At 70.6% G+C, this 20,002-nt stretch carries 19 protein-coding genes; 8 read left to right on the top strand and 11 right to left on the bottom strand.

The window, feature by feature from the left end; all coding sequences use genetic code 11:
• From paaK to SHK19_RS04835, 4 genes are read right to left on the bottom strand one after another with little or no spacing between them, the layout of a single operon-like run.
• Entirely contained in the window at positions 1-1,341 is a 1,341-nt protein-coding gene (paaK, locus tag SHK19_RS04850) for a phenylacetate--CoA ligase PaaK (RefSeq protein ID WP_322937982.1), read from the bottom strand.
• Between the two features lie 15 nt (positions 1,342-1,356).
• Positions 1,357-2,445: an ABC transporter substrate-binding protein gene (locus tag SHK19_RS04845; protein ID WP_322456632.1), complete on the bottom strand. Its 1,089-nt coding sequence runs from the start codon at positions 2,443-2,445 to the stop codon at positions 1,357-1,359.
• Positions 2,442-3,386, bottom strand: coding sequence for an ABC transporter permease (locus SHK19_RS04840; protein WP_322937981.1), 945 nt, complete (start codon positions 3,384-3,386; stop codon positions 2,442-2,444). Before SHK19_RS04840 ends, SHK19_RS04845 begins: the two co-directional genes overlap by 4 nt.
• Positions 3,383-4,204, bottom strand: coding sequence for an ABC transporter ATP-binding protein (locus SHK19_RS04835; RefSeq protein ID WP_322456634.1), 822 nt, complete (start codon positions 4,202-4,204; stop codon positions 3,383-3,385). Before SHK19_RS04835 ends, SHK19_RS04840 begins: the two co-directional genes overlap by 4 nt.
• 254 nt (positions 4,205-4,458) lie before the next feature.
• On the opposite strand from SHK19_RS04835, the gene SHK19_RS04830 reads away from it, so the two are divergent.
• Positions 4,459-5,244, top strand: coding sequence for an enoyl-CoA hydratase-related protein (locus tag SHK19_RS04830; protein ID WP_322456635.1), 786 nt, complete (start codon positions 4,459-4,461; stop codon positions 5,242-5,244).
• Positions 5,245-5,285: 41 nt separating this feature from the next.
• Here SHK19_RS04830 and SHK19_RS04825 read toward each other — a convergent pair whose 3' ends face one another.
• From SHK19_RS04825 to SHK19_RS04810, 4 genes are read right to left on the bottom strand one after another with little or no spacing between them, the layout of a single operon-like run.
• Positions 5,286-6,647 carry an amidase family protein gene (locus tag SHK19_RS04825; RefSeq protein WP_322456636.1) on the bottom strand — a complete coding sequence of 454 codons (1,362 nt, stop codon included), beginning with the start codon at positions 6,645-6,647 and terminating at the stop codon, positions 5,286-5,288.
• Complete coding sequence (locus SHK19_RS04820) at positions 6,644-7,282, bottom strand: NADPH-dependent F420 reductase (protein WP_322456637.1); 639 nt, start codon at positions 7,280-7,282, stop codon at positions 6,644-6,646. The genes SHK19_RS04825 and SHK19_RS04820 overlap by 4 nt, the downstream gene beginning before the upstream one ends.
• A gap of 11 nt (positions 7,283-7,293) precedes the next feature.
• Entirely contained in the window at positions 7,294-8,163 is an 870-nt protein-coding gene (locus SHK19_RS04815) for an inositol monophosphatase family protein (RefSeq protein ID WP_322937980.1), read from the bottom strand.
• Position 8,164: 1 nt separating this feature from the next.
• Complete coding sequence (locus tag SHK19_RS04810) at positions 8,165-9,601, bottom strand: amidase (RefSeq protein ID WP_322456639.1); 1,437 nt, start codon at positions 9,599-9,601, stop codon at positions 8,165-8,167.
• A 102-nt stretch (positions 9,602-9,703) separates the two neighbouring features.
• Here SHK19_RS04810 and SHK19_RS04805 point away from each other — a divergent pair, with 102 nt between their 5' ends.
• Positions 9,704-10,603 (top strand): LysR family transcriptional regulator, encoded by a 900-nt coding sequence (locus SHK19_RS04805; protein WP_322456640.1) that lies wholly within the window; start codon positions 9,704-9,706, stop codon positions 10,601-10,603.
• A 17-nt stretch (positions 10,604-10,620) separates the two neighbouring features.
• On the opposite strand, the gene SHK19_RS04800 is transcribed toward SHK19_RS04805, so the two are convergent.
• Positions 10,621-11,589 (bottom strand): aldo/keto reductase, encoded by a 969-nt coding sequence (locus SHK19_RS04800; RefSeq protein ID WP_322456641.1) that lies wholly within the window; start codon positions 11,587-11,589, stop codon positions 10,621-10,623.
• 179 nt (positions 11,590-11,768) lie between these two features.
• Here SHK19_RS04800 and SHK19_RS04795 point away from each other — a divergent pair, with 179 nt between their 5' ends.
• Positions 11,769-12,401, top strand: coding sequence for a TetR/AcrR family transcriptional regulator (locus tag SHK19_RS04795; protein ID WP_322456642.1), 633 nt, complete (start codon positions 11,769-11,771; stop codon positions 12,399-12,401).
• 73 nt (positions 12,402-12,474) lie between these two features.
• Complete coding sequence (locus SHK19_RS04790) at positions 12,475-13,320, top strand: 3-hydroxybutyryl-CoA dehydrogenase (RefSeq protein ID WP_322937979.1); 846 nt, start codon at positions 12,475-12,477, stop codon at positions 13,318-13,320.
• A 133-nt stretch (positions 13,321-13,453) separates the two neighbouring features.
• On the opposite strand, the gene SHK19_RS04785 is transcribed toward SHK19_RS04790, so the two are convergent.
• Positions 13,454-13,831, bottom strand: coding sequence for an MmcQ/YjbR family DNA-binding protein (locus SHK19_RS04785; RefSeq protein ID WP_322937978.1), 378 nt, complete (start codon positions 13,829-13,831; stop codon positions 13,454-13,456).
• A gap of 133 nt (positions 13,832-13,964) precedes the next feature.
• On the opposite strand from SHK19_RS04785, the gene SHK19_RS04780 reads away from it, so the two are divergent.
• Genes SHK19_RS04780 through SHK19_RS04765 form a run of 4 tightly spaced genes read left to right on the top strand, consistent with a single transcriptional unit; the run spans position 13,965 to position 18,752 of the window.
• Entirely contained in the window at positions 13,965-15,485 is a 1,521-nt protein-coding gene (locus SHK19_RS04780) for an ABC transporter substrate-binding protein (RefSeq protein ID WP_322456645.1), read from the top strand.
• Entirely contained in the window at positions 15,482-16,456 is a 975-nt protein-coding gene (locus tag SHK19_RS04775) for an ABC transporter permease (protein ID WP_322456646.1), read from the top strand. Before SHK19_RS04780 ends, SHK19_RS04775 begins: the two co-directional genes overlap by 4 nt.
• Positions 16,453-17,286 carry an ABC transporter permease gene (locus SHK19_RS04770; RefSeq protein WP_322456647.1) on the top strand — a complete coding sequence of 278 codons (834 nt, stop codon included), beginning with the start codon at positions 16,453-16,455 and terminating at the stop codon, positions 17,284-17,286. Before SHK19_RS04775 ends, SHK19_RS04770 begins: the two co-directional genes overlap by 4 nt.
• Positions 17,283-18,752 carry an ABC transporter ATP-binding protein gene (locus SHK19_RS04765; RefSeq protein WP_322937977.1) on the top strand — a complete coding sequence of 490 codons (1,470 nt, stop codon included), beginning with the start codon at positions 17,283-17,285 and terminating at the stop codon, positions 18,750-18,752. The genes SHK19_RS04770 and SHK19_RS04765 overlap by 4 nt, the downstream gene beginning before the upstream one ends.
• On the opposite strand, the gene SHK19_RS04760 is transcribed toward SHK19_RS04765, so the two are convergent.
• Positions 18,725-19,987 (bottom strand): oxygenase MpaB family protein, encoded by a 1,263-nt coding sequence (locus tag SHK19_RS04760; protein WP_322456649.1) that lies wholly within the window; start codon positions 19,985-19,987, stop codon positions 18,725-18,727. The two genes, SHK19_RS04765 and SHK19_RS04760, sit on opposite strands and share 28 nt — an antisense overlap.
• Positions 19,988-20,002 lie beyond the last annotated feature (15 nt).

Raw genomic sequence — 20,002 nt, 5'->3', positions numbered from 1 at the left:
TCAGGTCGACGCCCGTAGGTCGCGGACCCGCTGCAGCTTCCCCTCACTGCGCGGCAGAGCTCCCGGCTCCTCCAACCGCACCTCGACCGAGACCCCGATGCTGTCCTTGACCCGGCGCACCAGAGCCTCAGCCTCCGCGGCCGCGTCGGGGTCCGCGGGCCGCCCGCTGGAGGGCTCCACGCAGACGGTGAGGTGGTCCAGCTTTCCCCTGCGGGTGAGCTCGAGGAGATAGTGAGGAGCGAGACCGGGCGCGGCCAGGACCAGCTCCTCCACCTGGGTCGGGAAGAGGTTGACCCCGCGCAGGATGATCATGTCGTCGCTGCGTCCCGTGATCTTCTCGATCCGTCGCATGGCCGGTCGCGCCGTGCCCGGCAGCAACCGGGTGAGGTCGCGGGTGCGGTACCTGAGCACAGGGAACGCTTCCTTGGTCAGCGTCGTGAGCACCAGCTCTCCCCGCTCCCCGTCCGGGACCGGTTCGCCCGTGACCGGGTCGACCACCTCAGGGAGGAAGTGGTCCTCCCACAGGTGCGGCCCGTCCTTCGTGTCGATGCACTCGCTCCCGACCCCGGGTCCCATCACCTCGCTGAGTCCGTAGATGTCGACGGCGTCCAGGTCGAGGCGCGTCTCGAGCTCCTCCCGCATCTCGTTCGTCCACGGTTCGGCGCCGAGGACTGCGACACGTAGGTTCGTCGAGCGAGGGTCCACACCGCGCTCCTCGAGCGCGTCGGCGAGGGTGAGCAGGTACGTCGGCGTGCACAGCACCACCTGTGGTGCGAAGTCCTCGATCATCTGGGCTTGTCGGGCGGTCTGCCCACCGGACGCGGGCACGACCGTCGCACCCAGCGCTTCGATGCCGGCGTGCGCGCCCAGTCCTCCGGTGAACAAGCCGTAGCCGTAGGCGTTGTGCACCATCATTCCGGGGCGCACGCCCGCGGCCCTGAGGGACCTCGCCATCAGCGAGGCCCAGGTGTCGAGATCGGCCGAGGTGTAGCCGACCACGGTGGGCCGTCCCGTCGTCCCGGACGATGCGTGGATCCGCGCGATCCGCTCCATGGGCACGGCGAACATGCCGAACGGGTAGGTGACGCGCAGATCCTCCTTCGTTGTGAAGGGGAGCCGGTGTACGTCGTCGAGGCTCCGGATCTCAGCGGGCGAGACTCCGGCCGCGTCCAGCTTCACCCGGTAGGGCGCTACGTGCTGGTACGCGTGGGTGACGACGTCGCGCAACCGCTCTAGCTGCAGCGCCTCGAGCTCGTCCCGACCCATCCTCTCGGCGGGGTCGAGCTCCTCCTGCGCGGGCGGTGCGAACCTGGCCTTCCCGGCGGGGCGGTCGGTGCTCACGTCCCCGACCATCACTCAGGAGGCCCCGTGCTCGGCGAGCCACTCGTCTGCACGGGCAAGCACCTCTTCACGGTCCCAGTCGTTGATCTCCTCGATCAGGTCGTCGTCCAGGAGCACGTCCAGGTCGGCCGGGTCGTCCATGACGCCGACCTCGATCAGGAGGTCCTGGGCGTTCTGCCATCGGTCTGTCTTGATCTCGCCGAAGGTCTCGCCGTCGAAGGGCACGAGGGTCGCTGCCAGGCCCTCGAGAAGGAACTCGGCGACCTCGGGCTCACGCCACTGCTCCGGCGCACCTTCCTGGGTGACCAGCGCTGCGATCTCCGGTCGCTCGAGCGCGACGTACGTGCCCTTGGCGAGCGCCCGCAGGAACTTGACCATGTCGTCGTCGGCCTCGAGCGTGCTGGTGGTGGTCACGTAGCCGCCGACCGGTAGTCCCTCCAGCCCCTCCGGGAGGATGTTGTCAACCTCGAGTCCCGCATCCCCGAAGGCCGCGAAGTCCTGAAGGGTGCCGGCGTACCCCGCGATCCGGCCGGAACGCAGCGACTCGGCGACCGACGATCCACCCGGGCCGACCACCGTGGTCTCGACGTCGTCGAGCGTCATGTCGACCTGCTCGAGCGCCGACGCGAGGAGAGCGAGATCCTGGTCCGGAGAGGCAAGGCCGATGTTCTCCCCCTCGAGCTCGGTGAGGTCCTCGATGCCGCTCTCGGAAGGCACGACGATCCCGTAGATGAAGTCGGTACCGCCGGTGCGCTCGTCGTACGCGAGTCGGAGGTCCTCCGCCTTCGAGGCGGCCGCCAGCGCGTCCGTGGCAGAGATCAGCGCGGCATCGGCCTCACCGTTCTGGACCAGTGCCGCTGCCGGGATGGCATCGGACAGCGCGACCAGCTCGACCTCGAGGTCCTCGTCCGCGTAGAAGCCGAGCTCGCGGGCCACCATCTCGTTGTAGGTGAACAGCGAGTCCGGCGCTGGGCTGGCGACGCGCACGCTGCCGCTCTCCGTTGCCGCTCCCCCGGACCCGTCGCTGCACGCTGCGAGCGAAGTAGCGGCGAGCGTGATCATCCCGATCACCGCTCCTGTCCGTCGCGCCTTCGTGGCTGTCATCGTTTCGCCTCCAGTTGGGTTGGGTTCTCGTGGTTTCCACCCGAGTACGACCGTGTGTCCGGCACCGCTGCCGGTTCGACGGCAGGCGCGACCCCGCCTCCGATGCGTCGTTGGTAGCGCCGCATCCGGGCGGCGCTCCGCCGGTTGAGCGCTGCCTCGCGTCGCCAGAACACGACGAGATGTCCGACCAGGGCGATCAGCCCGTAGAGCGCCAGCCCCATCGCCGTCAGCACGAAGATGACCGCGAACGCATCGTCGAGGTTGAGCTGGTAGCTGAACCGCTGCACGAGCAGCCCCAGGCCGACTTGGGCTGACACGAACTCCGCGACGATGGCGCCGGCAAGGGCGAGCGTGAGGCCGATCCGCAGTCCGGCGAAGATCAGCGGCGCTGCCGTGGGCATCAGCACGTACCTGAACGTCTTGGCCCGACCGGCGCCGAGGGAACGGAACAGCTCTTCCTCCTGCGGATCGGGGAGGAGGAGTCCGGTGAGGGTGTTGACGAACACCGGGAAGAACGAGATGAGCGCGGCCACGACGATCTTGGACTGATACCCGAACCCGAACGTGGAGATGATGATCGGCGCCAGCGACAGCATCGGCATCACCTGGAGCACGACCGCATAGGGCTGGATCATGTTGCGGAGCAGCGTCGACCAACCTGCGGCGAGTGCCAGCATGAGCGCCACCGATGCGGCGAGAGCGAAACCGGCGAGGGTCTCGTAGAGGGTTGCGAAGAGGTGTTCCCAGATGAGGCCGGTCTCGAACAGCTCGTACGTCGAGACCACGACGTCCTTGGGCGGAGGGAGCACGAGAGAGCTCACCCAATCCTGGGAGGTGGCCAGGTGCCACGCGAGAAGGAGCACGCCGAGGAATACGACCGGGGCCACGATCCGCTCGCGGGCCTTGGCTCCGCGGCTGCTCGGAACGGTGTCGACGCTCATGCCGCCCCTCCGTTGCTGTCCTCGACCAGCCGCGCGCGGACCGCTCCGACCAGGCGCTGGAACTCCTGCGACTGGGTTGTCTCGGCCGAGCGAGGACGAGGCAGGTTCACCGCGATGTCGCCGACGACCCGGCCAGGGCGGGGCCCCATCACGATCACGCGGTCCGACAACAACACCGCCTCGGTGATGTTGTGCGTGACCAGCAGCGTCGCGGAGACGTCGAGATCGTGGATGCGGAGCAGCTCCACGTTCAGGTGCTCGCGGGTGAGCTCGTCGACCGCGCCGAACGGCTCGTCCAGGAGACGGACCTGGGCGCCAGTCATCAGCAACCGCGCCAGCGCCACGCGCTGCTGCATGCCGCCGGAGAGCTGACGAGGGAACCGGAACTCCGAACCTTTCAGCCCGAAGAGCTCCAGGAGCCCCATCGCCTCGCTGACGTCGGCCCGGGTGACCCGCCGATGGATCCCGACCGGCAGGAGCGCGTTCTCGAGTGCGGTCTTCCAGTCCAGCAGAGCCGGCCGTTGGAACATCAGGCCGACGTCTCGCCTCGGACCGACGACCCGCGTCCCGCTCACCTCGACGCTGCCGTCGCTCGGCGGGGTCAGGCCGGCCACGATCCGGAGCAGGGTCGACTTCCCGCAGCCGCTCTCACCGACGATGGAGACGAACTCTCCGGACGCCACGTGCAGCGTGGCACTCGAGATCGCCCGGACCCCGTTGTCGAAGGTCTTGCCGAGATCGCGCACCACGATCGACGGCTCGGCGTCGACCGCGCCGCCCGAGAGTCCTGTCGAGTGCTGCCGGTACGCCGTAGCCATCGGTCCCCGATCGGATTGGGGCGGGTGATTCCCGCCGAAGGAATGCCTCGACGGTAGGTACGCCGGCAGTGATACGCCAGTGCAACGTTGCTATCGAATGGATTACTCACACGCACTCGAGTCCGCTGCCATCTGGAATGCATCGCAGTAACTCTTCCGCTATCAGACATGCAGTTGAGTTGGGTGATCCGTAGTCCCTACCTTGACTACGTCGCCGGTCCGGCGGCAGCCGACTGATCAGGGAGACAACCCCCATGAAGCAGGCCCGCACCATCCGCTACCAATCCGCCGCGCACGTCGCGACCGTCGAGCTGCACCGCCCGGAGCACGCCAATGCCATCGACCCGGACACCTTCGCCGCCCTCGGCGAGGCCTACCACCGGGCCGAGCACGACAGCGATGTCCGGGTCGTGGTGCTGAGCGGCGCCGGAGCCGACTTCTCCGTCGGACTGGACCCGAACGCCTTCCTCCCGGCGCTGCAGAAGCGCCTGTTCAGCCTGGACGCCCCGGGGCGGATCAATCCCTTCGGGACGTCGTCCCGGCTCTCCAAGCCGCTGATCGCGGCCGTGCAGGGAACTGTGGGTGCGATGGCCCACGAGCTGATCCTGGCTGCGGACCTCAGGATCGCGGCGGACGATGCCTGCTTCGGTCAGGGCGAGGTCAGCCGAGGTACGACGCCTGCCGGCTGCGCCAGCGTACGGATGCCGCTCGAGGTCGGCTGGGGCAACGCCATGCGGTGGCTGCTCACCGCCGAGGACTGGCCGGCCGAGGAGGCCTTGCGTCTGGGGCTGGTCCAGGAGGTGGTGCCGGCAGGTCGCCAGGTCGAGCGAGCACAGGAGCTCGCTGCGGTGATCGCCGCCCACCCACCCCTCGCCGTACGGGAGACGCTGCGCATCGGCCGCCGCGCCTACGAGGGAGCCGCGCACCACGTCTACGGCGAGCTGCTCCCGGCCATGTACTCATTGATCGGCAGCGCCGACTTCGCCGAGCGGCTCGCGGCCATGCAAGAGGACCGCGAGCCGGTCTACACCGCTCGATGACGTCGGGGCCGTGAATCCGATCGGTCCGGAGACGATGACCGTCACCCGCGTTGGAGCAGCACCTGCTCCAGGCGTTCGCCGACCGCAAGCAGCTCCACGTCAGACGCGAATGCGCCTTCGAACGTGAGCGCAACCGGCAGCGCGGTGGGGAGGCGCCCGAGAGGGAGCGTGAGCATCGGAACGCCGGCGACGGTTCCGGGAGCGGTGTTGCGGGTGATCGTCGGGAAGGTCGGCAGCTCCTCGCCGTTCACGTCGATGACGTCGTCGGCACCGATCGGAGGGGCGGTCACGGGAACGGCAGGAGCGACGAGCGCGTGCACGCCGGTCGTGCGGAACATGTCGGCGTAGCCCCGGCGAAGGGAAAGCCGGGACCGACGGGCCTGCTCGTACGACTCGGGCGCGAAGGGCTCGGACACGATCATCTCGGCGAGGCGACGCACGTCGGGGGACGCGACGTGCTCGACGATGTCGGCGAACGTGCGGAACCGCTCGCCGCCCTCGGAGCCGGCGGCGCGCCACCGGATGGTGCGCTCCGCTTCGAAGAGCACCATTCCCAGCCCCGCGCCGTTCCCGATTTGGAGATCGTCGGGTACCTCGACGTCCACCAGCTGCACGCCGCTGGCGGCCAGCGCCTCGAGCCCCTGCTCGCAGGCGGCGGCGACCCTTTCGTCGAGGCCCTCGTACCTGGAGCGAGGCACGCCGAGGACCAGACGGTTCAGCGGCGTACCGTCCTCGTCGGCGTCACGGACGATCACGCGGTCCAGCGCGCGTACGTCTCGCACGGTGCGCCCGTGGATCCCGACTGAATCGCGGGTCCATGACAGGTTCACCACGCCGTCTCCCGGGTAGCGACCGGTCGTCGGGCGGAAGCCGACGACGCCGCAGAACGCCGCGGGGATCGTCACCGAGCCGCCGGTGTCCGTGCCGAGACTGACGGGGACGACGCCCAGGGCCACCGCCGCCGCGCTGCCACCGCTGGAGCCGCCGGCGACCCGCGACCTGTCCACCGGGTTGCGCACCGGACCGAACTCCGCGTTGTTCGAGGTGATGCCGAAGGCGAGCTCGTGCATGTTGGTCTTGCCCACGACGACGGCGCCCGCCTCCTTGAGCGCGGCGACGACGCTCGCGTCCACCTCGGGCAGGTAGCCGCGAAGGAGCGGGCTTCCGGCCGTCGTCGGCAGACCGACCACGTCGATGTTGTCCTTCACCGCGATCGGCACCCCGCGCAGCTCGCCGGCGGAAGGGGAGCCGACGTCCTGCGCAACGGTGATGAACGCGCCGTGCGTCTCGGCCGCTCGGGCGGCCTGTCGGCCGGCCTCCTGCAGTCCGGCGTCCCGCCGGTGATCACTGGCACCCGCCCAGGCCTCGAGGGACGCGGCAGCGACATCGAGCGGGACGCTCATCCGACGACAGTGATCGCGAAGGGCACCATGCCCCGTGCCCTGAGCACGGCGGGCACGATCTCGACCGCAGCCTCCGGGGCGCGCGCGGACTTGATCCCGCCGAGGTCGAGGATCAGGTCGGGCTTCCAACCGAGGTCGGTGAGCAGGCCGGTGACGACCTGCTTGGCGGCATCGTCGTCTCCGGACACGAACACGGTGACCGGCGTGGACAGGCTGTCCGGTGCGCCCATGACGGGGAACAGCATGGTGTTGAGGGCCTTGACGACCTTCGACTCCGGGAGTGCGCTCTGCAGCCGCTCGCCGAGGCTCTCACCCGGGTAGAGGAGCCCCGTCGGCATTCCGTCGGCGCCGCGCGCCGAGGCGTTGGCGACGTCGAGCAGCACTTTCCCGGCAAGCTCCGCACGCAGCTCGCTCAACCGCTCGACGGAAGAGTCCCCTGGTGTTGCGTTGACGACGACGTCGGCGCTGCCGGCCGCGTCGGCGACGTCGGTCACGGTCACACCGGTGCCTGCCCATCCGGCCCGGGCGGCTTCGGCGTCCCGACTGCCGATCAACACCTGGTGGCCGGCGCCCAGGAGGGCGGTGGCGAGCGTGCGGGACACCCGGCCGGTGCCGAGGATCGCGATGGTGGTCATGGGTTTCTCCTTCAGGTAGGGGTCGGTCGGTCGTCGTACGAGATCCGGTCCACGGTGGACAGGGCGGCAACGGCCGCTTCGTGTAGGTGGGTCGTGGTCGCCAGGAAGTCCGGGCTCCCGAGGTCCCACGGCCGGCCGCGGGTGTCCGACACGACTCCCCCGGCCTCGGCGACGATCAGCGCACCGGCGAGCAGCCCGGAGCGCACCTGGCTGAACTGCCAGAACGCATCCATCCGCCCGGCAGCCACCTGGAGCAGCTGGAGGGTTGCCGGCACGGAGACCCGGAGCACCATGCTCCGGTTGAGCATCACGGTCACGGACGTGCCGATGCGGTCGAACGTCGCGGCCGACTCGCCGGGGGCTGCCTGGCCGGTGCCGACCATCGCCGCATTGAGCTCGCGCTTCGCCGACGGCACCAGGGGCCGGCCGTTGACGCGGGCGCCATGGCCGACCGCAGCCACGTAGGTCTCGTCGGTGAGCGGCAGGTGGACAGCGGTGGCGACCGGGACGTTGTCGCGGACCAGGGTCGCGGTGACGCCCCAGTCCGGGAGACCGTGCGCGTGATTGATGTTTCCCTCCACCGGGTCGGTCACCCACCACTCACCCGGTGGCAGCAGACCGCTCTCGAGCTCGTCGTCCACCCAACCCGCATCCGGGCGGAGGCTGCTCAGGCGCGGTCTCAGCAGCGCGAGGGAGGCGTCGTCGTTGTCGTAGATCGCTCGCACCACGTCTGAACGGGTCCGGAAGTCCGGGCGTTCGGTCGTCCGCTCGACCATCGCGGCGCCGGCGGCCTTGATCGCGGCGGCCATGTCCGGCAACAGGCCGGCGTCGCCGCTGTCCTCCGTGTCGAGCTGTGTCTCCGGCGTCCGCTCGGTTGCCACGTCAGCGGTCTCCCTGCCGGGGATCCACGGGACGCGAGAGCCCGAGCCGGGCCTCGACGACCTCGCCGGCAGTGAGCACCGCCTCGTCCTCGAACGGCCGGCCGACGATCTGCACGCCCAGCGGGGCAGCGTCGGCCGGAAGCTCGGCCGGCATGCCGAGAGCCGGCAGACCGAGGGTCGGCACGGACATCGACGGCCACTGATGGCTCATGATCTCCGCCAGCCGGTCCACGCTCTCCGCGTCCGCCCCCATCGGGAACGGCGGTTCGCCCGACACCGGTGTGAGGATCAGCGGATAGCGATCCATGAACACCGAGATCTCCCGGCGCAGCCTGCCGCGCTTCGCCCAGCCGGCGACGAACTGCGACAGGTCGACATCACCGAACTCCTGCTCGTAGACGTTGTACATGTAGTCGAAGAAGCGTCGGTAGCCTGGTTCGCCGACCCGCGCGACCTCCGCCCGGACCGCGATCGCGAACTCCGTCAGCGCCAGCTCCCACCACAGACGAGAGGCGTCACCGAAGATCGGTTGCTCGACCTCCTCGACCTCGTAGCCGGCCTCAGCCAACCACGCGGCGGCGCGGCGGGTGGCGGCCACACTCGCTGGTGTCGACGATCCGCGGAGGCCGCCGCCACCCGGGTCGGTGAGGACACCTACCCGCGGCAGGCCGGAGCCGGCCGGGATGCGGCTGACGCTGGCGACCGCGCGGGGGTCCCGGGGGTCGTACGCCTCCATCGCGGTCAACCCCAGACGGACGTCGGCGACGGTGCGGGCGATCGGCCCTTGCTCGACGAACGCCTGGTAGGCCATCGGGGGGTCGAACGCGACCGGCCCGGCCCAGCCCGGGATCCGCCCGGGGCTTGGGCGCAGGCCAATGACACCGCAGCACGCCGCCGGATAGCGCAGCGAGCCGCCGATGTCATTGCCCTGCGCCAGGACCCCCATCCCTGTGGCCACCGCCGCCGCGGCACCACCGCTCGACCCGCCGGGCGTGACTCCTGGAGCAAGCGGGTTGATCGTGGCGCCGTAGAGATCGCTCTCCGTCGTCCAACGAGTGGCGAACGGCGGGCAGTTCGTGCGACCGATCAGGATGGCGCCGGCACAGAGCAGGCTCGCCACCTGAGGGTCGGTCTCGGGGGCGACGTGGTCCGCGTAGGCCGCGACCGCGTCGGTCGTCGGCAGGCCCTCTACGTTGGTGTTCATCTTGGAGGTCACCGGCAACCCGTGCAGCGTCCCGACCGGCTCACCACGCCTGCGGAGCTCGTCCGCGTGACGAGCTTCCTCGATCGCCTCCTCGCGGATCTCGACCAGGGCGTTGACCGCGGGGTTCACGGCAGCCACCCGGTCGAGAGCTGACCGCGTGACCTCCTCCGCGGAAACGACGCCGGTACGAACGGCACCGGCGACCTCGGTCGCTGTGAGCTGCCAGATCTCCATCGCCCCTCGCTCTCGCTGTGTGATGGCTTGAACGTAGAGCGGACGACGATGTCTTGCCAGTGCAACCTTGCTAGTCGTAGATTTACCCACGTGCAATTGGATATGAACCTGCTGACGGCCCTCGACGCGTTGCTCGAAGAGGGGAGCGTGGCCGGCGCGGCTCAACGGATGCACCTCTCCGCGCCGGCGATGAGTCGCACCCTGGGACGGATCAGGCGGGCGACGGGCGACCAGATCCTCGTGCGGACCGGCCGCACGATGACGCCCACTCCGCGAGCTACGGAGATGCGCGCCGAGGTGCACGACCTCGTGCAGCGCGCGCGGGACGTGCTCCAGGCGGAACGGGAGCTGGATCTCGACTCCTTGGAGCGGATCTTCACGATCCGCGGCCACGACGCGGTCACGACCGCCATCGGCCCCCGGCTCATGGCTGTGGTCCAGGCGCACGCTCCGGGCGTCTCGGTGCGACTGCTGGCCGAGGCGAGCGCAGACACCAACGACCTGCGCCACGGCCGGGTCGACCTCGAGGTGGGCTCCAACGAACCGGAGCTGCCGGAGGTGCGCGCCGACCTGCTCGGCCACGACCGCCTGGTCGTCGCCATGCGCGCGGATCACCCACTGGTCCGAGGCGCCTTCACGGCCAAGCGTTTCGCCGGCGCCAGCCACCTCATCGTCTCGCGGCGCGGGCGCCTCCACGACCCGATCGACGAGGCACTGGCGGCACAGGGGCTCAGCCGTCGCGTCCTGGCCTCCGCCCCCACCAGCACCGCAGGGCTCTACTACGTGCGCCACACCGACCTCGTGGTCGCCGTACCCGAACACGTCTGCCGAGCGACGATCGAAGCACTGGGCCTGCGCACCAGGGCGCTGCCGATCGAGCTGCCCCCGGTCCCGCTCTACCTCGCCTGGCACGAGCGCTACACCAACGACAAGGCGCACTCCTGGTTCCGCTCCCAGATGCACGAGTCCTTCGACGAGCTGTTCGGACGCGAGGCCGCCTAAGCCCCGACTACGCCGGCTCAGTCGAAGATGGCCGAGACGCGGTCGCGCAGGTCTCCCTCGACCCGGACGACGGCGGCCTCGCGGACAGCCTCCCACTGGGCCGACGTGCTCGGAGCGATGATGGGCGCCGTCACCGAGGGGTGGTCCCGAAGCCACGCGAGCGCCAGCGCAGACACACCGACCTCGACCTCCCTCGCTACCTCACGCAGGGCGGTCACGCGCTCGAGGTTCTCGGGCGTGTAGAAGCCCCGGTAGTACATCTCACCGGCGACGGCGATCCGGCTGTCGGGCGGAGGCGGGGCGCCGTCGAGATACCGCTCGGACAGCACGCCTCCCGCCAGCGGCGAGAAGGGTGTGTAGCCGATTCCTTCGCTGTGAGCGATCGGCAACAGCTCGGCCTCGTCGGCACGGTCCAGCAGGTTCAGCCGGTTCTCGATGACGACGGGCCTGGGCAGTCGCAGTCGATCAGCCGTTTCGAGAACCTCGACCAGCCGAGCCGCGTCGACGTTGCTGACCCCGTATCCCTGGATGGAGCGCGACTCCTGGGCCTTGGCGAACGCGGCCAGGGTGACGTCGAGCGGCGTCTCACGGTCGGGGGCATGGGAAAGGAGAAGGTCCACCCGACCGAGACGCTCCAGACTCTGCTTCAGGGTTCTCTCGATGTGCTCGGGAGAGTTGTCGATCGCACGCGAACCGTCGGGCCGGCTGATCAGCCCGACCTTCGTGGAGACGAGGACATCGTCCGGCTGACGATCCTTGAGCCACTCGCCGACCACCCGCTCGCTCTCGCCGCCAGCGTACGCGTCCGCGGTGTCGATGAGGGTGATGCCGAATCCCCGCGCCTCGTCGAGACGGGCCAGGCCCTCCTCCCTGCTGATCCCCTTGCCGCGGGTCGCGGATGACGTACCGACACCGCCGATCGAGCCGGCTCCGAACACGAACTCGCTGACTTCCCAACCAGATGTTCCCAACGGGACCTGGATCATGGCTCGCCTTTCCTCGCTCTGACTGTCCAAGCAAGGTAGGCGCGAAGACGACTGCGCTCAACTGCAACTTCTGTAGCCTTTGAGTTACCCAAACGCATGGGCTGGCTTTGCGGAACACGGCTTCACGCCACGGCTGCCAGGTGAAGCCGTCGGGACGTCCGCTCTGGGACGATGGCGCCATGTCCGATGTCGACGTCGAAGCACCCGGCCAACCCGGTCGCCGCCCGCGCGGGCGCCCGGGCTACGACCGCGACACCGTGCTGCGGCGGGCGATCGAGCTGTTCAACCGCCAGGGCTACGACGCGACGTCGATCAACGACCTCGCCGTCGACCTGGGCGTCTCGAAGTCCGCGCTCTACCACCACTTCGACAGCAAGGAGGCGCTCCTCTCCGCTGCGCTCGACGAGGCCCTGGAAGGACTGAGCTCCGCGGTCGCTGCCGCCGCCGACGCGACCCGCGACGAGAGCGCCTACGACCGGCTGCGGGCGACCGTCGAGGCTGCCGTCCACATCCTCGTCGCGCACCTACCGGCGGTCACCCTGCTGCTGCGGGTGCGCGGCAACAGTCCCCTGGAGATGTCCGCGCTCGAGCGGCGGCGACACATCGACGAGCAGCTGGCCACCTTGGTCCGTCAGGCAGCAGCAGAAGGGGACCTGCGCGACGACGTCGACCCGGAGGTCATCAGCCGGCTCGTCTTCGGCATGGTGAACTCGCTGACCGACTGGTACCGCCCCGACGGGCCGATCCCGCCCGACACCATCGCCGCGGCCGTCGCCGGCGTCCTGTTCCAAGGGCTGCACGCGTCCCGCTGACCTCGTCACATTTGCTGACCCACCGGTAGCCAATACGGTGGCCGATCGGGGGCAACGGCGAAAGAGGAGCACGATGACGCAACGGATCGGCGTAGTGGGCGGCGGACTGATGGGGTCCGGCATCGCGGAGGTCTGCGCGCGCTCGGGACGGGACGTGATCGTCGTGGAGGCCAACGCCCCGGCCGCAGAAGCCGCCCGAGCGCGAATCGAGAAGTCACTCCGACGCGCGGCCGAGCGCGGGAAGGTCGACGACCCGGACAGTGTCCTCGGGCGGATCCGCTTCGCGACCGAGCTCGACGACCTCGCCGATCGCGAGCTCGTGATCGAGGCGATCGTCGAGAACGAGGAGGTCAAGGTCGACCTCTTCTCCAAGCTCGACAAGATCGTCCAGCCCGGGGCGATCCTCGCGTCCAACACCTCGTCGATCCCGATCATGAAGCTGGCGGTCGTCACCCAGCGACCGCAGCAGGTGCTCGGCATCCACTTCTTCAACCCGGTGCCCGTGCTCAAGCTGGTCGAGCTGGTGCCGAGCCTGATGACCGCCGAGGAGACCACCGCGAGCGCGCGGGCCTTCGTCGAGGAGGGCCTCGGCAAGCAGGCGATCCTGTGTCAGGACCGCGCGGGCTTCGTGGTCAACGCGCTGCTGATCCCGTTCATTCTGTCGGCGATCCGGATGATGGAGTCCGGATTCGCGACCGCCGAGGACATCGACCACGGACTGGTGCTCGGGGCCGCGCACCCGCAGGGGCCGCTGGCGTTGGCCGACCTGATCGGCCTCGACACCACCAAGGCGGTGGCGGAGTCGCTCTACGAGGAGTTCAAGGAACCGCTCTACGCTCCCCCGCCCCTGCTCGCCCGGATGGTCTCCGCCGGCCTGCTCGGCCGGAAGACCGGCCGGGGCTTCTACACGTATGACTAGATGACCAGGCCGTCGACCTGACCGTGGCGTGCGACGACCTCGGCCGGCAGCGCAGCCACGGCATTGCGATCGATGACGTCGAGGACGTGCGCCGACACCCGGTCGCCGGCGCCGGCGCCGGCGCCGGCGCCGGTCAGCCTGCCATGCCGGGCCGCTCCACCAGGTCGGCCAGCCGCTGCGGGGCCTGGAGGCAGTAGGAGTCGGTGAGCAGCTCGGCCAGCTCGTCCCAGGCGGTGTCGTCGTCGAGAAGCATGCCGACGACGTTGCCCCCCCAGCTGACCTTGAAGTACGGCGCACCCAGGTGCTCGAACGCGAGCACTTCGTCGGGCTCCGCCCGGAACGTGATCCGGAACAGCTGGTCCTCGCCGCCGAACACGTGCGCCACCGTCGCGTGCCCGACCCGCCAGCGGACACCGGTCCACGCGGCTTCCTCGTAGCACTCCGGCAAGCCCTCGAAGAGGGAGCGCAGCCGCTCCACCCAGGCGAGCGGGACGTCGGGACGGGCGGGCACGAACCGCAATCTGCCACAGCCCGGCGACACCACAATGCGCCGGCTTGCCTTTTGAGAACGGTTCTCATTATCGTCCGGACTCTCCCCTACGAAAGGCACGACGTTGCAGAGGTTCCGGCGTATCAGCGCAGCAGTGACGGTCGTCATGGTGGTCGGACTCGCGTCCGGCTGTGGCGCCACCCGGGCGGACGATCGAGGCGGCGACACGCTGCGCGTCGTCGGCCCGTTCGAGATCCACAGCCTGGAGCCGACCGCGACGAGCGGGTTCTTCACTCGGCTCGAGGTGGCCGAGACCCTGGTGACCGCGGACCTCGAGGGCAACCTGGCCCCGGGCCTGGCCAGCGACTGGTCCCCGTCGCAGGGCGGTAGGACGTGGACCTTCGAGCTCGTCCCCGACGTGACGTTCCACGACGGGACTCCGCTCACGCCGGAGGCAGCCGTGGACTCGCTCGAGACCGTCCGGCGCGACGAGGCCAGTCCACTGGCCGCAGCGCCGATCGAGCAGATCGCCGCCACGGACACCGGCCTGCGGTTCGAGCTGAGCGAACCCAACCTCACCCTGCCCGCGGTCCTCACGCACTACAGCACGATGATCCTGGCTCCGGCGGCGTACGACGACGACGATCACGTCTCCGAGCTGATCGGGACCGGTCCCTACCGAATCGACCGGATCGAGCTGCCCGCCTCCATCGAGGTCACCCGGTTCGACGACTGGCGAGGGACGCCTCCGGAGATCGAGAAGGTCAGCTTCCAGTCGGTCAGCCGCGCGGAGTCACGGGCGCTGATGGCGACGAGCGACGACGCCGACGTCGTCTGGCACCTCGAGCCGGCCGGGCGCCAGAAGGTCGAGGCGTCCGACGGGGTCTCGATGGCGTCGACCCTGCAGCCGCGGACGATCATGCTCAAGGTCAACAACGACCACCCGATCCTGGGCGACCCGGACGTCCGCCGGGCGCTGAGCATGGCGCTGGACCGCGAGGCGATGGCGGAGGCTGTGCTCCGCGAGCCCGAGCTGGCCGCCACCCAGCTCATGCCGCCGTCGCTGACCACCTGGAGCCAGCCCGACCTCGCCCCGCTCGAGCACGACGCGGACGGGGCGCGCCAGCTGCTCGAGTCCGCAGGCTGGGAGGCCGACGACGACGGCGTCCTGACCAAGGACGGCGAGGCCCTCCGCCTGAACCTGCTGACCTATCCGGACCGCCCCGAGCTGCCCGCACTTGCCACCGCCATCCAGGCGTCGGCGAAGGAGGTCGGCATCGAGATCGACGTCGAGGTCACCAACTCCAGCGAGATCCCGGTCCGGCACGCCGACGACACCCTCGAGCTGGCGCTCGTCGCGCGGCACTTCGCGCTGGTGTCCGACCCGTTGGTCACCGTCGCCGAGACCTTCGCGCCGGCAGGCTCCGAGTGGGGCGTCCAGAACTGGTCGGACCCGCAGCTCACCGCCGCGGTCGACCAGCTCCTCACCGGCCCCTCGGAGGACCGGGCAGAGGAGCTGCGTGCCACCATCGTGACGATCGCCCAGGAGCAGCTCCCGCTGGTGCCCGTCGCCTGGTACCGGATGAACGCCGCGGTGCAGGACCGGGTCGAGGGCTTCGTGTTCGACCCCCTCGAGACCTCGTGGCACTTCTCCCAGGTCCGGTGGGCCTCATGACCTCCTCCGCCGCACCCGCGCGACTCGCGCGGGTGCTGGCGGGCCGGGCGCTACAGGCGGTCGGCGTCGCCGTGCTCGTGTCCGGGCTCTGCTTCCTCGTGGTTCAACGGCTGCCCGGCGACATCGCCTACCGGATCGCCGCCGGGCGGTACGGCTACGACCTGGTCGACGAGCAGGCGGTCGCGGGGGTCCGCAGCGAGCTCGGTCTCGACCAGCCGGCGTGGCAGCAGCTGTTGCACTGGCTGGGTGACCTGGTGCGCCTCGACTTCGGACGGTCGCTGGTCACCCATCAGCCGGTCCTGTCCGAGGTCGGCTACTTCCTCACCGGCACGCTGCAGCTCGCGGCGGTCGCACTCCTGCTCGCGGTCGCGATCGGAGCGGCTCTCGGGACGGCGGCAGCACGCCGGCCGGGGGGCGTGGTCGACCGGCTGACCGACCTCTGGGTTGCGGGGGTGCGCGCACTGCCCGCGTTCCTGCTCGGGCTGCTGCTGATCGTGGTGCTCTCGGTGCACCTGCGGTGGCTTCCGTCCGCGGGCCAGGGGGGATCCACCACGATCATCCTGCCGGCCCTGACCCTCGCGCTCGGCCTGTCCGGCCTGTTCGCACGGGTGACCCGGGACGCGGTCGTCGAGGTGCGCCGGTCCGACTACGTGCGGTTCGCGCGGACCAAGGGGCTCGGGGGCCGGTTGGTGCTGCTCCGCCACGTGGTGCGCAACGCGGCCGTCGTCCTCGTCCCCTACATCGGTGTGCAGGCGGTGATCATCATCGAGGGCGTCGTGGTCGTCGAGGCGTTGTTCTCCTGGCAAGGGCTCGGGCACGCACTCGTGCACGCCGTGTTCTGGCGCGACATCCCCGTCCTCCAGGCGAGTGCACTGGTGCTCGCCCTGCTCGTGGTCGCCGTCAACACCCTGGCCGACCTCACCGTGCTGTGGCTCGATCCCCGTCCGCGTGGGCAGGAGGCCCTCCGATGACAGCACTCGCCGAGCTCGCGCTGCACCCGCCGGCCAGGAGGTCGCGGGCGGCGACAGTCACCCGTCGCATCTGCCTGGCGATGCTCGCCGGGCTGGTCCTCTTCGCCCTCGTCGGGCCCTTCGTGCTTGCCGATCCTGCAGCCCAGTCCCTCGACCGCTATCTCGAGGGGCCCAGCCTGACCGAGCCGCTCGGCCGCGACGAGTACGGCCGCAGTGTCGTGTCGCGACTCGCGCACGCGACGCGGCTGTCCCTCCTGCTGGCCGCTGCCTGCGTCGGCACCGCGCTGCTGCTGGGCACCGCGACCGGGATCCTGGCCGGCTGGCGCGGCGGCCTGGTCGACGTCGCCCTCCGCTCGACGTCGGAGGTGTTCGTCGCCATGCCCGCCCTGCTCGTGGTCCTCCTCGTCGCCGCGTCGTCGCCCGACGGCGGGGTGTGGACCTTGTACCTCGGGCTCGCGCTCGCCCAGTGGGTGGAGTACTTCCGGGTGGTCCGGTCCCGCTCCGCACTCCTGCTCGGGTCACCCGCTGTCGAGGCGGCCAGGCTCCTGGGGCTCGGCTGGCCGCACGTCGTACGGCGTCACCTCTGGCCGGACCTGCGCCCACTGCTCGTCACGCTCGCATCGCTCGGCATGGTCACCTCGATCCTCGCGATGTCGACCCTCGGCTTCGTCAAGGTCGGCCTCCAGCCACCGCGCGCCGAGCTCGGCCTGATGATCACCGAGTCGTTCCCCTTCTACGACGTGGCGCCCTGGTTGTCGCTCGCCCCGGTGGCCGTGCTGTTCATCCTGACCATCTGCTTCCTGAGCCTGCGACGGACGGAGGACTCATGACGGAGTCCATGTTGACCATCGACCAGATCACGGTCCGGCACCGCGGGGCCCTGCTCGTCGACGCCGGCGACGTCACGATCAGGCCGGGGCGGCCGACGACGATCATCGGCGAGAGCGGATCGGGCAAGTCGCTCCTCGCACACGCGGTGATGGGCACCATCCCGACCGAGCTCGACGTCCGCGGGTCGTTGCGCGTCGGCGGACGCCACTTCGACGCCGCCGACCTCGACAGCCGGCGGGCGCTCTGGGGCCGCGAGCTCGCGCTGCTGCCCCAGGAGCCGGCGCAGGCGCTCGACCCCACGATGCGGGTCCGCGGGCAGGTCGCCGAGGGCGTGCCCGGCTTCCGGTCGCGGGACCGGCGGGCGGGCGAGGTCGCCGACGCGGCGCTGGGCCGCCTCGGCCTCGCCAGGGCCGGCCGCGCGTTCCCCCACCAGCTGTCCGGCGGGATGGCGCAACGGGTCGCGTTCGCCGCGACGACGGTCGGCGGCGCACGCATCCTGATCGTGGACGAGCCGACCAAGGGTCTCGACCCCGTCGCCCTCGACCAGCTCGCCACGCTGCTGACCGAGCACTGCGCCGCGGGCGGCGCTCTCCTCACGATCACGCACGACCTCCGGCTAGCCCGGCAGCTCGGCGGCGACGTGCTGGTGATGCGGGACGCCACGATCGTCGAGCGCGGCGCGGCCGTCGACGTGCTCAGCCGGCCGGCGCACGACTACACCCGGCGGCTGCTGGCCGCGGAACCCGGCCGTTGGCACTATCCCTGGATGCGGTCCGCACCGCCGGCGCGGACGACCGAGCCGCTGGTCACCGCGACCGGACTGACCAAGGGGTACGGCGCCCACCCCCTCTTCACCGACCTCTCGCTGACCGTCCACGCCGGTGAACGCTGGGCCGTGAACGGGCCCAGCGGCGTCGGCAAGACCACCCTCGGCAACCTGCTCCTGCGGCTGGGCCGACCCGACCGCGGCCACGTCGAGCACGGACCCGCGCTCGAGCCGGGGCGGGTCCAGAAGCTCTACCAGGACCCGGCCTCGTCGTTCCCGCCTCGGGTACCCCTCCGCGCGGCGGTCGACGACGTCCTCCTGCGGCACCGGGTGCGGCCCGACCGGTTGCGCTCGCTGCTGGACAGGGTCGGCCTGCCCGAGGAGCTGCTCGACCGGCGTCCCAGCCAGGTGTCGGGCGGGGAGCTCCAGCGGTTGGCGATCGTCCGCGCGATGCTGCCCGGGCCGAAGCTGCTGCTCGCCGATGAAGCGACCTCACGGCTGGACCTGGTCACCCAGGCGGCGACCACGGACTGCCTGATGGCCGAGCTCGCCGAGCGCGACTGCGCGTTGCTCCTCGTGACCCACGACCGGGACCTCGCAGGCGCGGTCGCCGACCACCTGCTCGACCTGACGCCGCGGGCCGGCGGTGCGGACGCTCCTGCGCCCGCGGCTCAGGCCTTGAGCTCGCCGACGGTCTGATCCTCCTCGAGGAAGTGGCTGTCGAGGATCTCCTGGCTGACCCGGTCGCCCCAGGCCAGCAGCCGGCGCCGGCCCCACGACGTACGTCCGAGCGCGCGGTAGCGCAGGGTGTTGAGGACGAAGATGTAGGCGTGCGCCCAGGGCGGGCGGAGCGGCAGGCCGAGGTCGCGCATGCTGGTCGGGCCGAGGAAGGTCGTCAACATGCTCAGCATCCGCTCCTGCTCGTAGCGCGCGCGCACGCCCTGGAGCCGTTCCGGCCACCGCGGGTAGCGGCGCCGACGCTGGGCCTCGACGATCGACCGCACGAGCTGGGGCCCGGCGCCGGAGATGTCGGACTGGGCGAGCAGCACGTGGTAGCTCATCCGGTGCCGCTCCCACTCGTCGTCGACGAGGAAGTAGGGGTCGACGCCCATCAGCCAGCCGACGTACTTCCACAGGTGCATCAGCGCGCGCGACTCGCGCGCGGTGACCCGCACGCCGAGGCCGCGGCAGCCGAGGATGAGGATGCCGTCGAAGAGGAAGAGCGTCGACGCCTGGTCGGCCTGGTTGATCGGGAGGCCCCAGCGTGCGCAGTCCCACCGGGGTTGGTACGCCGCGTTCACGAGGGCGTGCATCGCGCGGACGTGGACGGTGAGTCGCCACGCCTCCCCGCCGGGTCCGCCTGCCGCCGGCGGCCGGAGCGAGCCGGGCTTCGTCAGCTCGACGACCCACTTCTGGGTCTCGCCGAGCCGGCGGCGCGTGCTGTCGCCGACCAGGCCTCCGGTGGCGACCAGGAGGTCGGGCGGCCCCCCGAACCGGTAGCCGCCGATGAGCGCGAGCTGAGTGAGGGCGTCGGCGGCGTTCTGGCCGAGCCGGCGGGCGACCAGCGCACCCTCGTCGAGCAGGTCCCAGTCGACCCAGTCGGGAGTGGCCGAGACCTCGGCGAAGAACGCGGCGAGGGCCGGCGGCGCGTCGGGTACGGCGTCGATCCCGCCCGCGAGGGCGGTGCGGAGCTGCTCCATCGACACCCGGCCGGGCTGTCCTGCTCGCGTCCGGATCGCGTCCGCGAGCGCAGCCCCGGGCTCGTCGCGCTCGCCGAACGCGCGACCGATCCGGTCCATCAGCCGCTCGTCGACGTCCTTGACCCGGCCCAGCACCCGTAGCGGGACGCCGAGCCGCACGCCGCGCGCCTCCGCCTCCCGGAACCGCCGGGGGTAGGCGCCGACGGGGACCGGCCCGGTCTCCAGTGCTGTCATGCCCCGATTGTTACG

The organism is Nocardioides bizhenqiangii (genome assembly GCF_034661235.1).
GTDB lineage: Bacteria > Actinomycetota > Actinomycetes > Propionibacteriales > Nocardioidaceae > Nocardioides > Nocardioides bizhenqiangii.
This window is presented reverse-complemented; position numbering and strand designations above follow the sequence as displayed.